At 44.9% G+C, this 16,893-nt stretch carries 14 protein-coding genes; 7 read left to right on the top strand and 7 right to left on the bottom strand.

The features are described from left to right. Positions 1 to 203 precede the first annotated feature (203 nt). On the bottom strand, positions 204 to 2,036 hold the full coding sequence (typA, locus tag HRQ85_RS20910; protein ID WP_172380505.1) for a translational GTPase TypA: 1,833 nt from the start codon (positions 2,034 to 2,036) through the stop codon (positions 204 to 206). 562 nt (positions 2,037 to 2,598) lie between these two features. Here typA and glnA point away from each other — a divergent pair. The 5 genes from glnA to HRQ85_RS20885 all read left to right on the top strand — a co-directional run bounded on the left by glnA (position 2,599) and on the right by HRQ85_RS20885 (position 10,258). After that, positions 2,599 to 4,008 carry a glutamate--ammonia ligase gene (gene glnA / locus HRQ85_RS20905; RefSeq protein WP_019826498.1) on the top strand — a complete coding sequence of 470 codons (1,410 nt, stop codon included), beginning with the start codon at positions 2,599 to 2,601 and terminating at the stop codon, positions 4,006 to 4,008. A 226-nt stretch (positions 4,009 to 4,234) separates the two neighbouring features. Continuing rightward, positions 4,235 to 4,798 (top strand): DUF4124 domain-containing protein, encoded by a 564-nt coding sequence (locus HRQ85_RS20900; protein WP_172380504.1) that lies wholly within the window; start codon positions 4,235 to 4,237, stop codon positions 4,796 to 4,798. Positions 4,799 to 4,966: 168 nt separating this feature from the next. Next, positions 4,967 to 6,043, top strand: a complete 1,077-nt coding sequence (gene glnL / locus HRQ85_RS20895) for a nitrogen regulation protein NR(II) (protein WP_019826501.1) — start codon at positions 4,967 to 4,969, stop codon at positions 6,041 to 6,043. Between the two features lie 120 nt (positions 6,044 to 6,163). Beyond that, positions 6,164 to 7,567, top strand: a complete 1,404-nt coding sequence (gene glnG, locus HRQ85_RS20890; RefSeq protein ID WP_017059224.1) for a nitrogen regulation protein NR(I) — start codon at positions 6,164 to 6,166, stop codon at positions 7,565 to 7,567. 108 nt (positions 7,568 to 7,675) lie between these two features. Further along, positions 7,676 to 10,258, top strand: coding sequence for an EAL domain-containing protein (locus HRQ85_RS20885; RefSeq protein WP_172380503.1), 2,583 nt, complete (start codon positions 7,676 to 7,678; stop codon positions 10,256 to 10,258). 83 nt (positions 10,259 to 10,341) lie between these two features. Here HRQ85_RS20885 and hemN read toward each other — a convergent pair whose 3' ends face one another. The 5 genes from hemN to HRQ85_RS20860 form a co-directional block, all read right to left on the bottom strand. Continuing rightward, positions 10,342 to 11,733 (bottom strand): oxygen-independent coproporphyrinogen III oxidase, encoded by a 1,392-nt coding sequence (gene hemN / locus HRQ85_RS20880; protein WP_050648426.1) that lies wholly within the window; start codon positions 11,731 to 11,733, stop codon positions 10,342 to 10,344. A gap of 283 nt (positions 11,734 to 12,016) precedes the next feature. Continuing rightward, positions 12,017 to 12,505, bottom strand: coding sequence for a DUF2489 domain-containing protein (locus HRQ85_RS20875; RefSeq protein ID WP_017060164.1), 489 nt, complete (start codon positions 12,503 to 12,505; stop codon positions 12,017 to 12,019). Positions 12,506 to 12,511: 6 nt separating this feature from the next. Continuing rightward, a complete protein-coding gene (gene yihI, locus HRQ85_RS20870) occupies positions 12,512 to 13,069 on the bottom strand; it encodes a Der GTPase-activating protein YihI (RefSeq protein ID WP_017060163.1) in 558 nt (185 codons plus the stop codon). Then, on the bottom strand, positions 13,069 to 13,707 hold the full coding sequence (locus HRQ85_RS20865; RefSeq protein WP_019826511.1) for a class I SAM-dependent methyltransferase: 639 nt from the start codon (positions 13,705 to 13,707) through the stop codon (positions 13,069 to 13,071). The genes yihI and HRQ85_RS20865 overlap by 1 nt, the downstream gene beginning before the upstream one ends. A gap of 557 nt (positions 13,708 to 14,264) precedes the next feature. Then, a complete protein-coding gene (locus HRQ85_RS20860; RefSeq protein WP_012602993.1) occupies positions 14,265 to 14,882 on the bottom strand; it encodes a c-type cytochrome in 618 nt (205 codons plus the stop codon). A 148-nt stretch (positions 14,883 to 15,030) separates the two neighbouring features. Here HRQ85_RS20860 and yihA point away from each other — a divergent pair, with 148 nt between their 5' ends. Both yihA and HRQ85_RS20850 read left to right on the top strand, forming a co-directional pair. Further along, positions 15,031 to 15,690 carry a ribosome biogenesis GTP-binding protein YihA/YsxC gene (gene yihA / locus HRQ85_RS20855; protein ID WP_172380502.1) on the top strand — a complete coding sequence of 220 codons (660 nt, stop codon included), beginning with the start codon at positions 15,031 to 15,033 and terminating at the stop codon, positions 15,688 to 15,690. A gap of 218 nt (positions 15,691 to 15,908) precedes the next feature. Beyond that, positions 15,909 to 16,508, top strand: coding sequence for a GTP-binding protein (locus HRQ85_RS20850; protein WP_172380501.1), 600 nt, complete (start codon positions 15,909 to 15,911; stop codon positions 16,506 to 16,508). Between the two features lie 266 nt (positions 16,509 to 16,774). On the opposite strand, the gene HRQ85_RS26500 is transcribed toward HRQ85_RS20850, so the two are convergent. Next, positions 16,775 to 16,822, bottom strand: a complete 48-nt coding sequence (locus HRQ85_RS26500; protein ID WP_438356636.1) for a hypothetical protein — start codon at positions 16,820 to 16,822, stop codon at positions 16,775 to 16,777. Positions 16,823 to 16,893: the final 71 nt, after the last annotated feature.

Raw genomic sequence — 16,893 nt, 5'->3', positions numbered from 1 at the left:
GAAAGATTCCAGATATCTCGCCCCTCGATTCTGTAATGACGATTCAATGAGTAAATGTTGAACACGCTCTTCGTATCCCGCATCTCGTTTACTCGGATCTAAACAAACTAAAAAACAAAAGCCCCGAGCAGCTAGGCTACTCGGGGCTTTCTTACTTATTCTAAAACATATGGCTTGTTAGCTAGAAGCTAACCTGCAGACAATTAGTCTTTAGCAGGACGAGCAGCACGCTTACGTTCGTTTTCAGTAAGAAGTTTCTTACGGATACGTACGTTTAGTGGCGTTACTTCTACTAGTTCATCTTCATCGATAAACTCAAGAGCTTGCTCTAGAGTGTGCTTGATCGGTGGAGAAAGAACCTGTGCTTCATCAGTACCAGATGCACGAACGTTCGTTAGCTGCTTACCTTTCAGACAGTTTACTGTCAGGTCGTTTGAACGGTTGTGAATACCGATTACTTGACCTTCATAAACTTCATCCGCGTGCTCAGTGAATAGACGACCACGAGCTTGAAGGAAGAACAGTGCGTAAGTCAGAGCTTTACCAGTCGCGTTCGAGATTAGAACACCGTTGTTACGCTGACCGATTACGCCACCTTTGTAAGGACCGTAGTGATCGTACGAGTGGTAGATAAGACCAGAACCAGACGTCATTGTTAGGAATTCAGTTTGGAAACCGATAAGACCACGAGAAGGCATCATGAAGTCCATGCGAACACGGCCTTTACCATCTGGAGCCATATCAGTTAGCTCACCTTTACGCAGACCGATGCTTTCCATGATTGCACCTTGGTGCTCTTCAAGTACATCAATAGTAACCGTTTCAAACGGTTCCATTTTCTGACCATTTTCTTCTTTAATGATTACTTCTGGACGAGATACTGCAAGCTCGAAGCCTTCACGACGCATGTTTTCGATCAGGATAGATAGGTGAAGCTCACCACGACCTGATACACGGAAACGGTCTGGACTGTCAGTTTCTTCAACACGTAGTGCAACGTTGTGTACTAGTTCTTTTTCTAGACGCTCAAGAATGTTACGTGAAGTAACAAACTTACCTTCTTTACCCGCGAACGGAGAAGTGTTTACTTGGAAAGTCATTGTTACTGTTGGTTCATCAACAGATAGCGCTTCCATAGCTTCAACATTGTTTACGTCACAGATAGTGTCTGAAATTTTCAGCTCACCAAGACCAGTGATTGCAATGATGTCGCCAGCGTTAGCTTGTTCAACTTCGTGACGCTCAAGACCTAGGTAACCTAAAACCGTACCGACTTTACCGTTACGTTTTTTGCCTTCTGCATTCACGATAGTTACTTGTTGGTTTGGTTTAACAGAACCACGAGTAACACGAGCAACACCGATAACACCTACGTAAGAGCTGTAATCAAGTTGCGAAATTTGCATTTGTAGTGGACCGTCAAGGTCAACAGAAGGAGCATCTACTGTATCAACAACAGCTTGGAACAATGGTTCCATATCTGTGCCAACTTCGCCTTCTTCCATTGTTGCCCAACCGTTTAGAGCTGAAGCGTAAACAACTGTGAAGTCTAGTTGCTCATCAGTAGCACCTAGGTTGTCGAAAAGGTCGAATACTTGATCCATAACCCAATCAGGACGAGCGCCTGGGCGGTCAATCTTGTTGATTACAACGATTGGCTTAAGACCGTGTGCGAATGCTTTTTGCGTTACGAAACGAGTTTGAGGCATTGGACCATCAACTGCGTCAACGATAAGCAGAACAGAGTCAACCATAGACATGATACGCTCAACTTCACCACCGAAGTCCGCGTGTCCCGGAGTATCTACGATGTTGATGCGGTAATCATTCCAGTTGATTGCTGTGTTCTTAGCAAGGATTGTAATGCCACGCTCTTTTTCGATGTCATTCGAATCCATGACACGCTCTTCAGCTTCACCACGAGACTCAAGAGTGCCTGACTGTTGTAGCAGTTTATCAACCAAAGTCGTTTTACCGTGGTCAACGTGCGCGATGATCGCGATATTTCTTAACTTATCAATCTGTGGAGTAGACATGGATTCTCGATTCACTCATAAAAGTAGCCGTCACTTATCTCAAAAGTTTGGATAATAACCGCTAGCTTGATTTAAAAAACGGTCAATAATATACCAGATTCTAGACAAAAACCCAGAAATATGTGATCTGAACCAAGGCTTTTTTCTTTATTAGCGATTCATATCCGCTTAACTTTGATTCAGTACAGTGTTGAGCAGCCAAATTCGTAGGACTCTAAAAAAGTATCACCTGCGAGTGGCGAGCCAAATCTCCCGCAAAATAACAAAAGTGGATTGACAACTTAGGCAATTCATTGCTGAATGGTGCTCGCTTATGTCTCATATTGGTGCACAGACAAACGATTGCACCAATAAAGTGCAACTAGAGATCATTTTGGTGCAAAAACCAGATTAAGCAAAATCGCAAAACAAGTAAATCATTGAAATTAATGGAATAATTTTTTTGGCACGTTTTTGGCAATAGATAAATCAGCATCGATTAATGCACTTATAGACATTAATCAATGCTAGTTTCAACCGAATCGAGCTAATACCGAATTAATAACACTGGAGGTTATCCAAGATGTCAGTAGAAAATGTACTATCCCTGATCCAAGAGAACGAAGTTAAATTTATCGACTTACGTTTTACTGATACAAAAGGTAAAGAGCAGCATATCTCTATTCCTTCTCACCAAGTTGATGCAGACTTCTTCGAAGAAGGCAAAATGTTTGACGGCTCTTCAGTAGCTGGTTGGAAAGGCATTAACGAATCTGACATGGTAATGATGCCAGACGCAGCATCTGCTGTACTGGACCCATTCACAGAAGACGCAACGCTAAACATCCGTTGTGACATCCTTGAGCCTGCAACAATGCAAGGCTACGACCGTGACCCACGTTCTATCGCTAAACGTTCTGAAGAGTACCTACGCTCTACAGGTATCGCAGACACAGTTCTAGTTGGTCCAGAGCCAGAATTCTTCCTATTTGATGACGTTAAGTTCTCAAACGACATGTCTGGTTCTTTCTTCAAGATTGATGACGTAGAAGCAGCTTGGAACACAGGTTCTGACATCGAAGGCGGTAACAAAGGTCACCGTCCTGGCGTTAAAGGCGGTTACTTCCCAGTAGCTCCAGTAGATTCATCTCAAGACATCCGTTCAGCAATGTGTCTAGTAATGGAAGAGATGGGCCTAGTTGTTGAAGCTCACCACCACGAAGTAGCAACTGCGGGTCAAAACGAAATCGCAACTCGCTTCAACACGCTAACAGCGAAAGCTGATGAAACTCAAATCTACAAGTACGTTGTACACAACGTTGCTCACGCATTTGGTAAAACAGCGACATTCATGCCTAAGCCACTAGTTGGTGATAACGGTTCTGGTATGCACGTTCACCAATCTCTAGCAAAAGACGGCGTTAACCTGTTTGCTGGTGATAAGTACGGCGGCCTATCTGAAATGGCTCTTTACTACATCGGTGGTGTAATCAAGCACGCTCGTGCAATCAACGCGTTTGCTAACCCATCAACTAACTCGTACAAGCGTCTTGTACCTGGTTTCGAAGCACCTGTAATGCTTGCTTACTCAGCACGTAACCGTTCTGCTTCTATCCGTATCCCAGTAGTACCAAGCCCTAAAGCACGTCGTATCGAGCTACGTTTTGGTGACCCAGCAGCTAACCCATACCTATGCTACTCAGCAATGCTTATGGCTGGCCTTGACGGCATCAAGAACAAGATTCACCCAGGCGAAGCTATGGATAAAGATCTATACGACCTTCCTGCAGAAGAAGCAGCTGAAATCCCAACAGTTGCAGAATCTCTACAAGAAGCTCTAGCAGCGCTTAGCGAAGACCGTGAGTTCCTAACAGCTGGCGGCGTATTCTCTGACGATTTCATCGATTCTTACATCACTCTGAAATCTGACGACGTACAACGCGTGAACATGGCTACACACCCACTTGAGTTTGAACTGTACTACTCAGTTTAATCTCCTGTAGAGATAAGCTATTTCTTACTGCAACCTTGTAAGAATCGCTGACTAAATATTAGGCTCGCCTCGCAGGCGGGCCTTTTTTATATTCTCCCGACGCTCCCCTCCTCGTAACATACCTTAGACAAAAGCCCTCAGAGGCTGTCGCGCTAAATTCAAAAAAACCAATAACAAAACCAACGCCAAACGTGAAATCACCTAGCGGTGAAAAGAGGCTAAAGATATGAAAAACATACTGTTCCTGATCGGGTTAACAGTCACGCTCTCGTGCTCTGCTCAAACTGTGTATACCTGGGTAGATGAAGATGGCGTGCTCCACTTTAGTGATAACCCTAGTGCTCAAGATGCCGAGGCTCTTCGCCTGCCAGATGTGCAAGCTTCAGCACCCGCCCCTAAATTTGAGGCCTCGACTCCGGTTGACGCCGCTGCTTCCTCTACAACTAAAACACCAGCTAAAACCCAGGCAGAAACCGAAACCACAGAGCGCGAGGTTCCCACTCAATTAGCCCTCACCATGTTGACTCCAGTTCATGATCAAACCATTCGTAGTAATCGCGGCTTAATCCCGATTCAGATAGAACTCAACCGAAAACTTGGTATCGGGGAGCAATTACAATTGATACTCGATGGCCGTCGATATGGCGCCCCACAGACCCAACCTATTTGGGAATTAAAAGGTATCGATCGAGGTACTCACACCATTGCAATTCAAGCACATAGAAGCGGCAAGCTTATTGCATCTACTAGTCCAGTCACCGTGTATTTACATCGAGCGACGCTCAAGTAGGCCAATGTGTTAAAAGAGTCCAAATAAACTCTACTTTTCACCTAATCGAAGCAGCTTTCAGCGACTCTAATGAATTATCTTTAGCTTCTGGTTGATATGCGCCATACTTGAACTTAGCTGCGCACCAATTTGGTGCAGTGAGAAAAACACCAGTTCAAGGACGAAATAGTGAATCGATCAGCCAAAAGCGACAGCATAGATACACATCATCTTTCCAGCGCCATTCTCGACAATATGGTGACTTCGACATTGATGCTCGATGAGCAATTGTATGTCCGATACGCCAATCCGGCGGCTGAGCAGCTCTTTTCACAGAGCGCACGACGCATCGTTGATCATCCACTGAGCCAACTTATCCAACACGCTTCACTTGATTTGGCGCTTCTGACGCAACCGCTACAAAGTGGCCAGAGCATTACCGACAGTGACGTTACCTTCGTTGTTGATAACCGCCCACTGATGCTTGAAGTCACGGTTAGCCCAATATCTTGGCAGCGAGAGACGCTGTTATTGGTTGAGATGCGCAAGATAGACCAGCAAAGACGCCTTAGCCAAGAGCTCAACCAACATGCACAACAACAAGCAGCTAAGCTGCTGGTACGCGGGTTAGCACATGAGATCAAAAATCCACTCGGTGGCTTAAGAGGTGCGGCGCAGTTACTTGGGAAAATGCTTCCTGATCAGTCTCTTAATGAATATACGCAAATCATTATTGAGCAAGCCGACCGCCTAAGAGCATTGGTCGACCGTCTACTTGGCCCTCAAAAGCCAGGAACTAAGTCAGAAGAGAACCTTCACCAAATACTTGAGAAAGTCAGACAGCTCGTAGAGCTAGAATCGGGGTCAACGCTCGCCATCGAAAGAGATTACGACCCTAGCCTACCGGACATCTTGATGGATTCGGCACAGGTTGAACAAGCGATGCTCAATATCGTGAGCAACGCGGCACAGATTCTAAAGACTCAAGATTCTGGAAAAATCACCATTCGCACCAGAACGGTGCATCAAGCAAATATTCACGGGCAGCGACACAAACTCGCGGCTCGTATTGAGATCAGCGATAACGGTCCGGGCATCCCCGATGATTTAAAAGACACCTTGTTTTACCCAATGGTCAGCGGACGAGAAGGTGGAACAGGGCTGGGGCTATCGATTTCTCAAAACCTGATCGATCAACACAATGGGAAAATTGATGTTGAAAGCTGGCCGGGCAACACCACATTCACGATTTACCTACCGATTTAGGTCACAAGAACCTCGTGATTGGACAGCGAGATTAAAGGCTTAGCTCGGTACACAAAGATTAAGACATCATAAAAACAACAATGATTATCACAATAGATTTGGCTGCAAAGGAATTGAATTATGAGTAAGGGATACGTTTGGGTCGTCGATGACGACAGCTCTATCCGCTGGGTAGTAGAGAAAACACTTTCATCTGCGGATATTAAGTGTGAAACATTTGCTGATGCTGAGAGCGTACTACTTGCGCTTGAGCGCGAGACACCTGATGTATTGGTGTCTGATATTCGCATGCCTGGCATTGACGGAATTGAGCTGTTACACCAAGTTCACCAACGCTCTCCCGACCTGCCCGTGATCATTATGACCGCGCACTCAGACCTTGATGCAGCGGTGAATGCTTATCAAAAAGGTGCCTTTGAATATCTTCCAAAGCCGTTCGATATTGATGAAACACTGACTCTAGTAGAGCGAGCAATCGCGCACAGCCAAGAACAGAAACGCGAACAAGCCAGCGAAGTCGCTGAAGACACCAACGCGCCAGAAATCATCGGTGAAGCACCAGCAATGCAGGAAGTTTTCCGAGCGATTGGCCGCTTGTCTCGCTCATCCATATCCGTGCTGATCAATGGTGAATCGGGTACCGGTAAAGAATTGGTCGCGCACGCTCTACATCGCCACAGCCCAAGAGCCAAGAAACCCTTCATTGCCTTGAACATGGCTGCTATCCCCAAAGATCTGATCGAGTCTGAACTGTTTGGCCACGAAAAAGGTGCCTTTACCGGTGCTAACAGCGTTCGCCAAGGACGCTTCGAACAAGCCAACGGCGGCACCCTGTTTCTTGATGAAATCGGCGACATGCCACTCGATATTCAGACTCGCTTGCTACGTGTACTTTCTGATGGCCAATTTTATCGTGTGGGTGGACACTCTGCGGTTAAGGTTGACGTTCGTATCGTTGCTGCAACCCACCAAGATCTTGAGCGCTTGGTACATGAAGGCGACTTCCGTGAAGACCTTTTCCACCGACTCAACGTTATCCGAATCCATATCCCGGCACTTCGTGAACGTAAGCAAGACATTGAAAAACTGACTCATCACTTCCTAGCATCCGCCGCCGAAGAGCTCGGTGTTGAAGTAAAAACACTCCACCCAGAGACGATCCTAAAACTCAATCAGCTGAATTGGCCAGGTAACGTGCGTCAGCTTGAAAACATTTGTCGTTGGCTCACCGTGATGGCGAGCGGCAGCGAAATTCTCCCTTCAGACCTGCCACCAGAGCTGTTGGAAGAAAAAGTGGTGACAACCTCAGGAACTGGAGATAACTGGCAACAACTGCTCGCTAATTGGGCAAAGTGTGCGCTTGATTCAGGAGAAAAAGAGCTGCTGACTTATGCTCTGCCAGAGTTTGAACGTATACTGCTAGAGGCTGCACTCCACCATACTAATGGTCATAAACAGGATGCAGCTAAGGTTTTGGGATGGGGAAGAAACACCCTAACTCGTAAACTCAAAGAACTGTACTAGACCTTATATGACTCTCGATGCAGCTACTTTTTAACCAAAAAAGTGTCGCTTGGTTTGAATAGTGTCGGTACAATTACAGTACACTATTCACCAAAGTTGTAGCTAAAGATGTCTTTGAAAACACAAATTACTTTGAGAACCGCAGTGGTTCTGCCATTCGTGATGATTTTTCTGTTCACTATGGGCGTAATGGTTTTCACTCAAAAGCTAAGCTACAAAGAGATGGTGAGTGATGTTAGTGCACGCCAACTAACATCACTGACTGACAATGTTCATCAAAGCCTGTCTAATTTTTTAGAGAAGCCATTTCACGCGAACCTCTCACTCAGCCATAACATCGGCTACCACCACCTTTATCAGCCCGGTAATCTCAGTAAGGTCCAAGACTATATTTTTTATACGTTTTCAGACCATTACACAGCTGTACCTCAACTCGATGTGATCGGTTTTGGCTCTGAAGATGGTAACTACGTCGGTTTCCGCAAAGAAGCCAACAAAGGCTACACCTTGATGGTGCAAGACGAACGCACCAATGATCAGTTGGTCATTTACCGTGGTAGCAAGATTAGTGAAGACATTCGATCGGTAATTTCAGGTTACGACCCAAGAATCCGTCCTTGGTACACACCCGTTGCGACACAGAAAAAACCGTTGTGGTCACCAATTTATGCCAATGCTGACGAACGCCAAGAAATCACCTTATCGGCTCTCGCGCCTATCTATGATGATAACGAATTCAAAGCCGTCGTCGTCAGCGACATCAAGATCAATACCTTCAATGCGTTTCTCAGAAAGCTCAAAGATAGAACAGATGCCTCTGTTTACATCATCGATAAACAGCAACGTTTAGTCGCACACTCCGGCGGAGGCAGTGTCGTCTCATGGGGTACAGGAAAAACTAACAAAGGCCAACGCTTACTGGCAACAGAGAGTGCTAACCCCGTAATACGTGAAAGCGCCAGTTACGTAGACCAATTCCACCTAATCGATAATTTGGGCGAGCAGCGCTTTAGCTTTCGCCTAGACAACGAACGCTACTTCAACCAAATTACCCCTTACGAAGATGAACACGGCCTCACGTGGTTTATTGGAGTGTCGATTCCTGAAAGCAACCTGCTCGGTAAATTACCAGAAAATCAAAGAAACAGTTGGTTGCTCGGGCTAGCACTGAGTTGCCTTGGGGTCATTGCAGGATTAGTTGCCTTTAATCGCGTAACCCAACCCATCACCTCGACAGCAGATGCAGCCAAACGCCTTGCTAAAGGCGATTGGGACACGAGCATGCCAAAGACGGGGCATATCTATGAAACCAGCATGTTGGTGGAGTCATTCAATGAAATGGCCAACAACTTAAAGGCCTCGTTTCACGCATTACAGTCTCAGCTTACCTATGACTCATTAACCAAGCTATACAGCCGTGAAGGCTTTATTGATGCTGCCAAGAAACACCCTGACAACGAAAAAGGCACGCTGTATTTGATTGGTATTGATCGCTTCCGAGACATCAATGACAGCCTAGGTCATTACAATGGTGACCAACTGCTTATCATTGCGGCCGCTCGTTTAAGAGGCACACTGCCATCCGAATACCTATTGGCTCGCACTGGTGGTGATGAGTTTGCCATTTACGCACCAAACGTAACGCAAAGCGATGATGTTCAGCTGCTGACTAACCGCTTACTTCAAACCTTCGCTTCCCCATTTTCAATGGAATCAGAAAGCGTGGTGATCAAGGTATCGATGGGGATAGTGAATGTCTCGAATCTCTACGACATTACACTCCTGCTACGCAATAGCAGCATTGCATTGAGCAACGCGAAACAAGACAAAACCAGTGTCAGCATTTACAGCCCGGAGATGGGCAAAGCATCGAGACATCGCACCAAGATGCTAGCGCGAATGAGCCGAGCAATTGAGCTTCAACAGTTCGAACCGTTTTATCAGCCTATTATTGATCTGGAATCTGGCTCAACCATAGGTGCAGAAGCTTTAGCTCGCTGGATAACCGATGAAGGGGTGATCTCGCCGCTCGAGTTCATTCCTCTCGCGGAAGAGAGCGGGCTCATTTACGATATCGGAAAACAAATTCTGCATAAGTCCTGTCGAGATACAGCCATCGCTATTGAGTCAGGAAAATGGAGCAAAGACTTCTCGATTCACGTCAATCTATCAGTCGATCAGCTAAGCGAAAGTGGCTTTGTCGAACAGGTTAAGGGCACGCTAAGAGACACCAAACTGCCAGCAAGCAACTTGACACTAGAGATCACCGAATCACGCATCGTCGATAACGATCCGACCATCATCGATAACATGCTGACGCTCAAAGCGTTAGGGGTCTCAATCGCAATTGATGATTTTGGTACTGGCTACTCTTCCCTAGCCTATCTGCAAAAACTGCCATTTGATTGCCTGAAGATCGATCGTAGCTTCGTTAGTAAGCTCAGCAAAGAGAATCTCGACAGCTCCATCGTCGCGGCCATCGTTAACATCACTAAAGGTTTCAAAGTAAGCTTGGTCGCTGAGGGCGTTGAAACACAGCAACAGGCTGAACTTCTCAAGCAGCTGCAGTGCCCGCTTGCTCAAGGGTTCTTATACAGTCGCCCAGTTCCGTTTGATCAATGGCCTACTGACCTCAGTAACACCAATCAAAGTGCCAAGATCAAACAAAATACCACTGAGAACCTCACCTAAATCAGGCAGAAATCGAATGAGTCAGATACAAAAATGCCAGCATGATGCTGGCATTTTTTATTGTTCTATTCTCTATCGAGCGATTAGATCACACGAGAGAATTGCTGCTGGCGAGCCTTTGCACGTAAGTATTTATCAAAACACATGCAGATGTTACGGATCAGCAAGCGGCCACGCAGAGTAACGCGGATTTCTTTGTCATCGACTTCAACCAAATCATCGTTGATGAAGGTTTGTAGAAGCTCTAAATCTTCTTTGAAGTAGCGATTAAAGTTAACCGAGAACTCAGATTCGATCATGGTCTTATCAAGCTTGAAGTTACAGATAAGCTGCTTGATCACTTCACGACGCAGAAGGTCGTCACTGTCTAGTGCCACGCCTTTCCAAAGTGCATGGCGTAGGTCATTCACCTGAGCGTAGTACTTCTTCAGCTCTTTCTGGTTTTGAGCGTAAGCATCACCGACCATAGAGATAGCAGAAACACCGAAACCAATTAGGTCCGCTTCACCTTGGGTGGTGTAGCCTTGGAAGTTACGATGCAGAATGCCTTCACGTTGTGCTACTGCTAGCTCGTCTTCAGGCAGAGCAAAGTGGTCCATACCGATGAACTGGTAACCCGCCCCCGTTAGCGTCTCGATGGTATCTTGCAAGATAGCCATTTTCTCTTTCGCTTCAGGTAGGTCTTCGTCTTTAATCTTACGCTGCGCAGCAAACAGCTGAGGCATGTGTGCGTAGTTAAATACCGATAAACGACCTGGTTTCATCTCTAGCACTTGCTTCAATGTTTCAGCGAACAAAGCTTGAGTCTGCTTTGGTAGGCCGTAGATCAAATCAAGGTTGGTTGAACGGAAGCCTAGCTCTTTCGCACGCTGAACCATCGCAATGATGAACTCTTCATCTTGCTCACGGTTAACCAGCTTCTGTACTTCTTTATTGAAGTCTTGAACACCAATACTCAGGCGGTTGAAGCCTTCGTTACGCAGGTGGTCAAGTACGTCTAGCTCAATCTCACGCGGGTCGACTTCGATACTGATTTCAGCGTCAGCGGTGAAGTTAAACTCATCACGTAGAATCATCATCAAGCGAGTGATTTGTGTCTTGGTCAAGAACGTTGGCGTACCACCACCGAAGTGCAATTGCGTCACTTCACGGCCATTCAATAGAGAGGCGCGTTGGCGGATTTCATGTTCAATCACATCAAGATACTCATCCGCTTTATGCGAGTGACGAGTAATGACTTTATTACAACCACAGTAGTAACAAAGCTTGTGGCAGAACGGGATATGCACGTAAAGAGAGAGTGGACGCTCAGGATATTGAGTACACGCCATGTCGTAATCAGCGACGGTAAACGCTTCATGAAACTCCAACGCAGTTGGGTATGAGGTGTAACGAGGTCCCGAATAGTTGTACTTATTTAAGATCTCTTGATCCCAAACGATTTGCTGATTCGTTGTTACTGGCTTGCTCGACATAGCGGTATTTCCAATTTAGATCCGCGAGAACCTAAGGTCTCTCAAATCATTTCACATACATTAAAATATAGACGGGTTATTTTGCCACACGACCTGTAAGGTCGTTCCAAGACAAAATCAATTTTTTAGACAAAAACTCAGAACTGCTAGCTTGATCACTAACAAAGCGTCGGGATTAACGAGACGCAAAAGGTAAGAAGGCTCATTTAACACTATCTATAAAGATAAGGTGTCTCAAGAACACCCTGTATTAAACAAGCCTCTATTTTAAAAGTCTTAGCGACTAGATCATCTGAATGTTGATTTGGTTGTTGAGAGGTTTAACCTTCTCTTGCAACCTTTTCAGATCTTCAATGACCGCATCATTCAAGCGAGTCTCTGCCTTATGGCGCGTGAGATTCTGCTGCATACGTTCTTTCTTCGTCAGTTCCTGTCTTGCCTCTCCGCGAGCCATATCTTTTACGATATGGTACAGCTCAGAAAGAGCAGGATATTCAGAATCAAAATCGACACGCTCATCACCCTGAACATTATCCATAATGATACACACTCGGATACTGATCTCAGGTAAGTCACATTGCCCTTGAATGCCCGCTAAGCACAAAGTATTTACGTTTTCGTAAATCGTCGCGTTACGTTTTTCAATGGCTAGTGCTTGATGCTGCTTTTGCAACTCCGTCTGCTTCTTCACTTGAAGTAGAAGGTAACCTGCATAAGAGCCCAAGCCGAGAATGATAATTCCACCAGCAATTGCTAATAAGGTTACGTTCATTGGCTATTAACCTTTAAAGCTGTCTAAATCGAAATCTTCGAATTGAGATAGCAAGTCTTCGTCAGAGCTCGCTTTCTTCTTAGAGGCAACCGGTGCTTCTTCGAAGATCTCTTCTTCATCGTCTTCTGGCTCTAGTAGACCTAAGCGGCCCATTAGGTGTTCGATACGATCAAGTTTCTCATCAACAAACTTCTGTAGACCAGCACCTAGGTTTTCACCATTTTCGATACGATCTAGCAATGTGTTCAGTTGAGCATCATTCTCAAGCATCTCTAACTCTTGTTCGTTAGATAGCTTGCGCTCTTGTTTAGTCGGCTTCTTCGCTGGTTCAACGATCAGCGGAATTTTTTTCTTGCTGCCTAAACGAGGGTCACGAGCTTGTGCAGCTTTACGCTGTTTTGCTTCGCTACCATCTGAGTGACGGCTGCCAGACTTAAGGCCTTTACGCTTTTTAACACGCTTACGTTCACGACCTTCAACATCAGATTCACTACGGTTACGAGTAACCATAGGTTCCGGAGCGCCAAGTGCTCCCGGCTTTCTTGATTTCTTACTACGACCCATTACTGCACTTTCCTCAGTAAAATTACATCATTTCCAAAAAATTCTAGTTCGAGCTTATCCCGCTCTGCCAAAAACTGGAATGTTTGACGACTAAAGAAGACGACATGTGTCGGGTCATTCTTGTAGTGCCAACCAGCAAACGCGTCTACGTCTATTACTAGTTTAGTCATAAGACCAATCCAGCCCTTGGGTTTAACTAAATTCAACCATTGCTGCCACACTTTGTCTGGGTGATAAAGATGCTCTATCACCTCCGTGGCAGTCATAAAGTCATACGTTTTTTCCAACACAGAGGGTTCTGGGTGGTAATAGATATCGTACAACTCCATGGTGTGTCCGGCTTCTTCTAACATAATAGATAGCGTAGGGCCTGGGCCACAACCAAAATCCAACCCTTGTGAGTTAGATGAAATTTTGTCTGTTAGTGGATCCGCGATGCGAGATAAAAAGCGGCGATAGCCTGCATCACTAGGATCGTTCTCATGGAGATCATAGTGTGCTTTTTCTTCTTTTGCTTCTAACCTTTGTTCAGGTTTAACAAATACCAGTTCACATTGCTGACACTGCAGATAGGCTCTGCGTTTGTCTTCAAAATAGTGATTCACGCCTTGGTGATGGCATAAGGGACAAGTATACATAGCACATCCTTAAACAGGGATGCGAAACATACCAGAAACTGAGTTTATAGTGGAGAGGTATTGGGTGTTTTTTCATCAAATCAATAAAAAAAGCGATAGGAAAACCTATCGCTCTCTAAATCTGCCTATATCGGCCAAAATTTGCATACTCAACTTGGTACACAAATCTCCATTTGTTATTGGTGCTTTCCATGCCAAATTTGTTTGTTGTTCATCGTCCTGATGAGTTTTGGCTATCCTTTTCTAACACCTTGTTGCTGGGCTGTCCTAGCCTGATCCGTTTCTGTCTATACCGTTAGACTAGATGATCATCCATATCTAAGTCAGCTCCTAGCTGATGGCGGTTACTTTACCGTGTTACAAAAAGACTACAAGAGTGCGACTTCACACTTTTGTACACAAATCGATCACACATTGATAAATCAGACATAAACACAAAATGCATTAATAAAACCAATACAAAAGAAAACGCCCCGATCATTACTGATCGGGGCGTCTCTTCAATCTCGCTCGAACGTACATTCCTTTACTCTGGCTAAGAGCAAGAAACCGACAAATTAGTGTAAACCACCAACGTACTTCGATAAGGTATCAATATCAGCGTCTGTTAACTTTTTAGCTACATCACGCATCATCGCATTCATGTCGTTATTACGGTCACCATCGCGGAATTTCTCAAGTTGAGCCTTGATGTAATCTGCGTGCTGACCTGAAATCTTAGGGAAACCAGAAAGTTCGGTACCATTACCACGAGGGCCGTGACAAGCAATACACGCCGTTACGCCACGTTCTGCGTTACCCGCGGTGTAAAGAACCTTACCTTCATCTACTACATTTTCAGGAGTAGAATTACTAGAGATAGGTAGAGAGGCGTAGTATGCCGCTAGGTCAGCCATATCTTCTTCAGATAAAGGCATCGCCATTGCACCCATTACAGGTTCGTAACGACCTTGCTTACCACCACTTGTCATACCTAGCTTAAGCTCTTTTAACTGCTTCTCTAGATACTTCTCATGTTGACCGGCCAGCTTAGGGTACTGAGTGATCAGACTGTTGCCGTCAGCACCGTGGCAGGCAACACATGTTTGTGATTTGGCTTTACCAGCTTCAATACTACCTTGAGCCCATACTGAGCAGCTGGCTAAAAGACTCAAAATTAGCGCTAATTTCTTCATGACATTCCATTATAATTATCAAGCTTCCAGTACCACTCTATGTTGCCACTCATGGTACAATAGGCGACCTTATGCCGAGCACGGTTATTTTACACAAATTCACAAAAAAGTAATCAATCGACTACACAAAGTCGAGATGGAGTTAACAGTGAGCGTAAAAATTCATTATCAAAACACGCATTTCATTACCAGTGCACCTGATATTCGTCATTTACCAGAAGACGAAGGGATCGAAATTGCGTTTGCAGGACGCTCCAATGCTGGTAAATCTAGCGCGCTAAATCGCGTTACAAACCAAAAAAGCTTGGCGAAAACCAGTAAAACACCCGGTCGAACTCAGCTAATCAACCTATTTAAGGTAACGGACGGTTGTCATATCGTCGATTTACCTGGATATGGCTTTGCTCAAGTACCACTTGAGATGAAGAAAAAATGGCAGAAGTCGCTAGGTGAATACCTACAACGACGTGAAAGCCTGAAAGGTTTAGTGGTATTGATGGATATCCGTCACCCAATGAAAGACCTTGACCAACAAATGATCTACTGGGCTATCGATAGCCGCATCCCAGTACAGGTTTTGTTAACAAAAGCAGACAAACTGAAAAGTGGTGCGCGTAAAGCACAGCTACTGAAAATCCGTAACGATGCAAAATCTTTCGGTGGTGATGTTGCGGTTGATGTCTTCTCTTCAATGAAGGGCATCGGCGTCGACCAACTGCGTGCCAAGATGGATGAGTGGTTTGCTCCAGCGCTTGCTGATCAAATCCTTGATGAGTTAGCGGACGAAGAACATAACGACTCAGAGTAATTCCTCTACTTATCGCTACAGGTTAGAGCACTTACAACAGGTGATTTAGCCTTATCAATGCCCCTCCTTATATAGGTGGGGTATTTTTTTGCCCAAAAATTAGTGAGTTAAGCCTAAGTTTTTAGTGTTAAAGATCGGATTTAGCCACTAAAACCAATAGAAGTGAACCATACTAAAAGACACATCTAAATAATCAGAACAATGAGAAAGGAATACTCATGTGGAAAACACCATTGGCCATCATTGCACTTATGTTGGTCTCACTGACAGGGTTTGCCTCTGAAGCAGAACAAGAACAAGCCCCACTGATCAATGTCGATATGACATTAGACCTAGATGGCATGGAAAAGTACGCCCAAGATGCGAGTGAGTCTCTTGAGGTGATATCGCAATCTTTGCAGGCGATAGTCAACAACCCCAATCTAAGCGACGACCAGCAACAAGCCCTCAATCAAACCGTTGAAAGCATCAATAAGCTTGCGAGCTCCACCAAGACATCCCTCAATCAACTGCCACAGGCCTTAGACCAATCTCGCGTTGCCTTTAAGCAGACAAGCCAAACGCTGCTCGATGATATCCAAACCAAAGTCATCATTGCGTTGGTTGCTGTTATCTGTGTGATTATTATCGCCCTGACCGCTATTTATCTACTGATCTTAAAACCCATGCAGCAAACCTTGGTAAAAGCGACCAGCAATATCTCTTCGATGGCGCAATCCATCCAGATCACCGCCGAAGCACTGAAATACAGCACCGAGAAACAACAGAAAATCATAGATTACATTGAGCATTCACCGACTCAATACACTGATAAATAAGGCGTGGGCCATCAATCCTTTATCGATAACTTGTAAAATAAAAGTTATTTCAAGTGATAAAACAATCGACTTAGAGACGGATTTAAATTACCAAACGCTGATCGAATTCCAGATCTAAGGCAAATCAGGGGTTTATCACTGTGCTTGAGAAAGTGTAATAAAAGGCGCTAAAAATGAGAGGTTTTACGGGGGAATGGTAGGTTGGAAATATTTTTCTTTCGCACAAGAAAAAACGCCCCAGTCAAATACTGACTGGGGCGGCTGAATCAGCCTAATCCAATAACGTGAAACAAAAGGTCTGAAAGATAGAACATCTTACCTCTGTACCCTACGAGATTTAATGTACAACAATTGCTCAGAAATGAAAACAACTTTTGTAGTTTTT

Source organism: Vibrio sp. Vb339 (assembly GCF_902751245.1).
In the GTDB taxonomy this organism is placed as follows: Bacteria; Pseudomonadota; Gammaproteobacteria; order Enterobacterales; family Vibrionaceae; genus Vibrio; species Vibrio coralliirubri.
The sequence above is the reverse complement of the archived record's forward strand: the minus strand, read 5'-3'. Positions and strand labels throughout refer to the sequence as shown.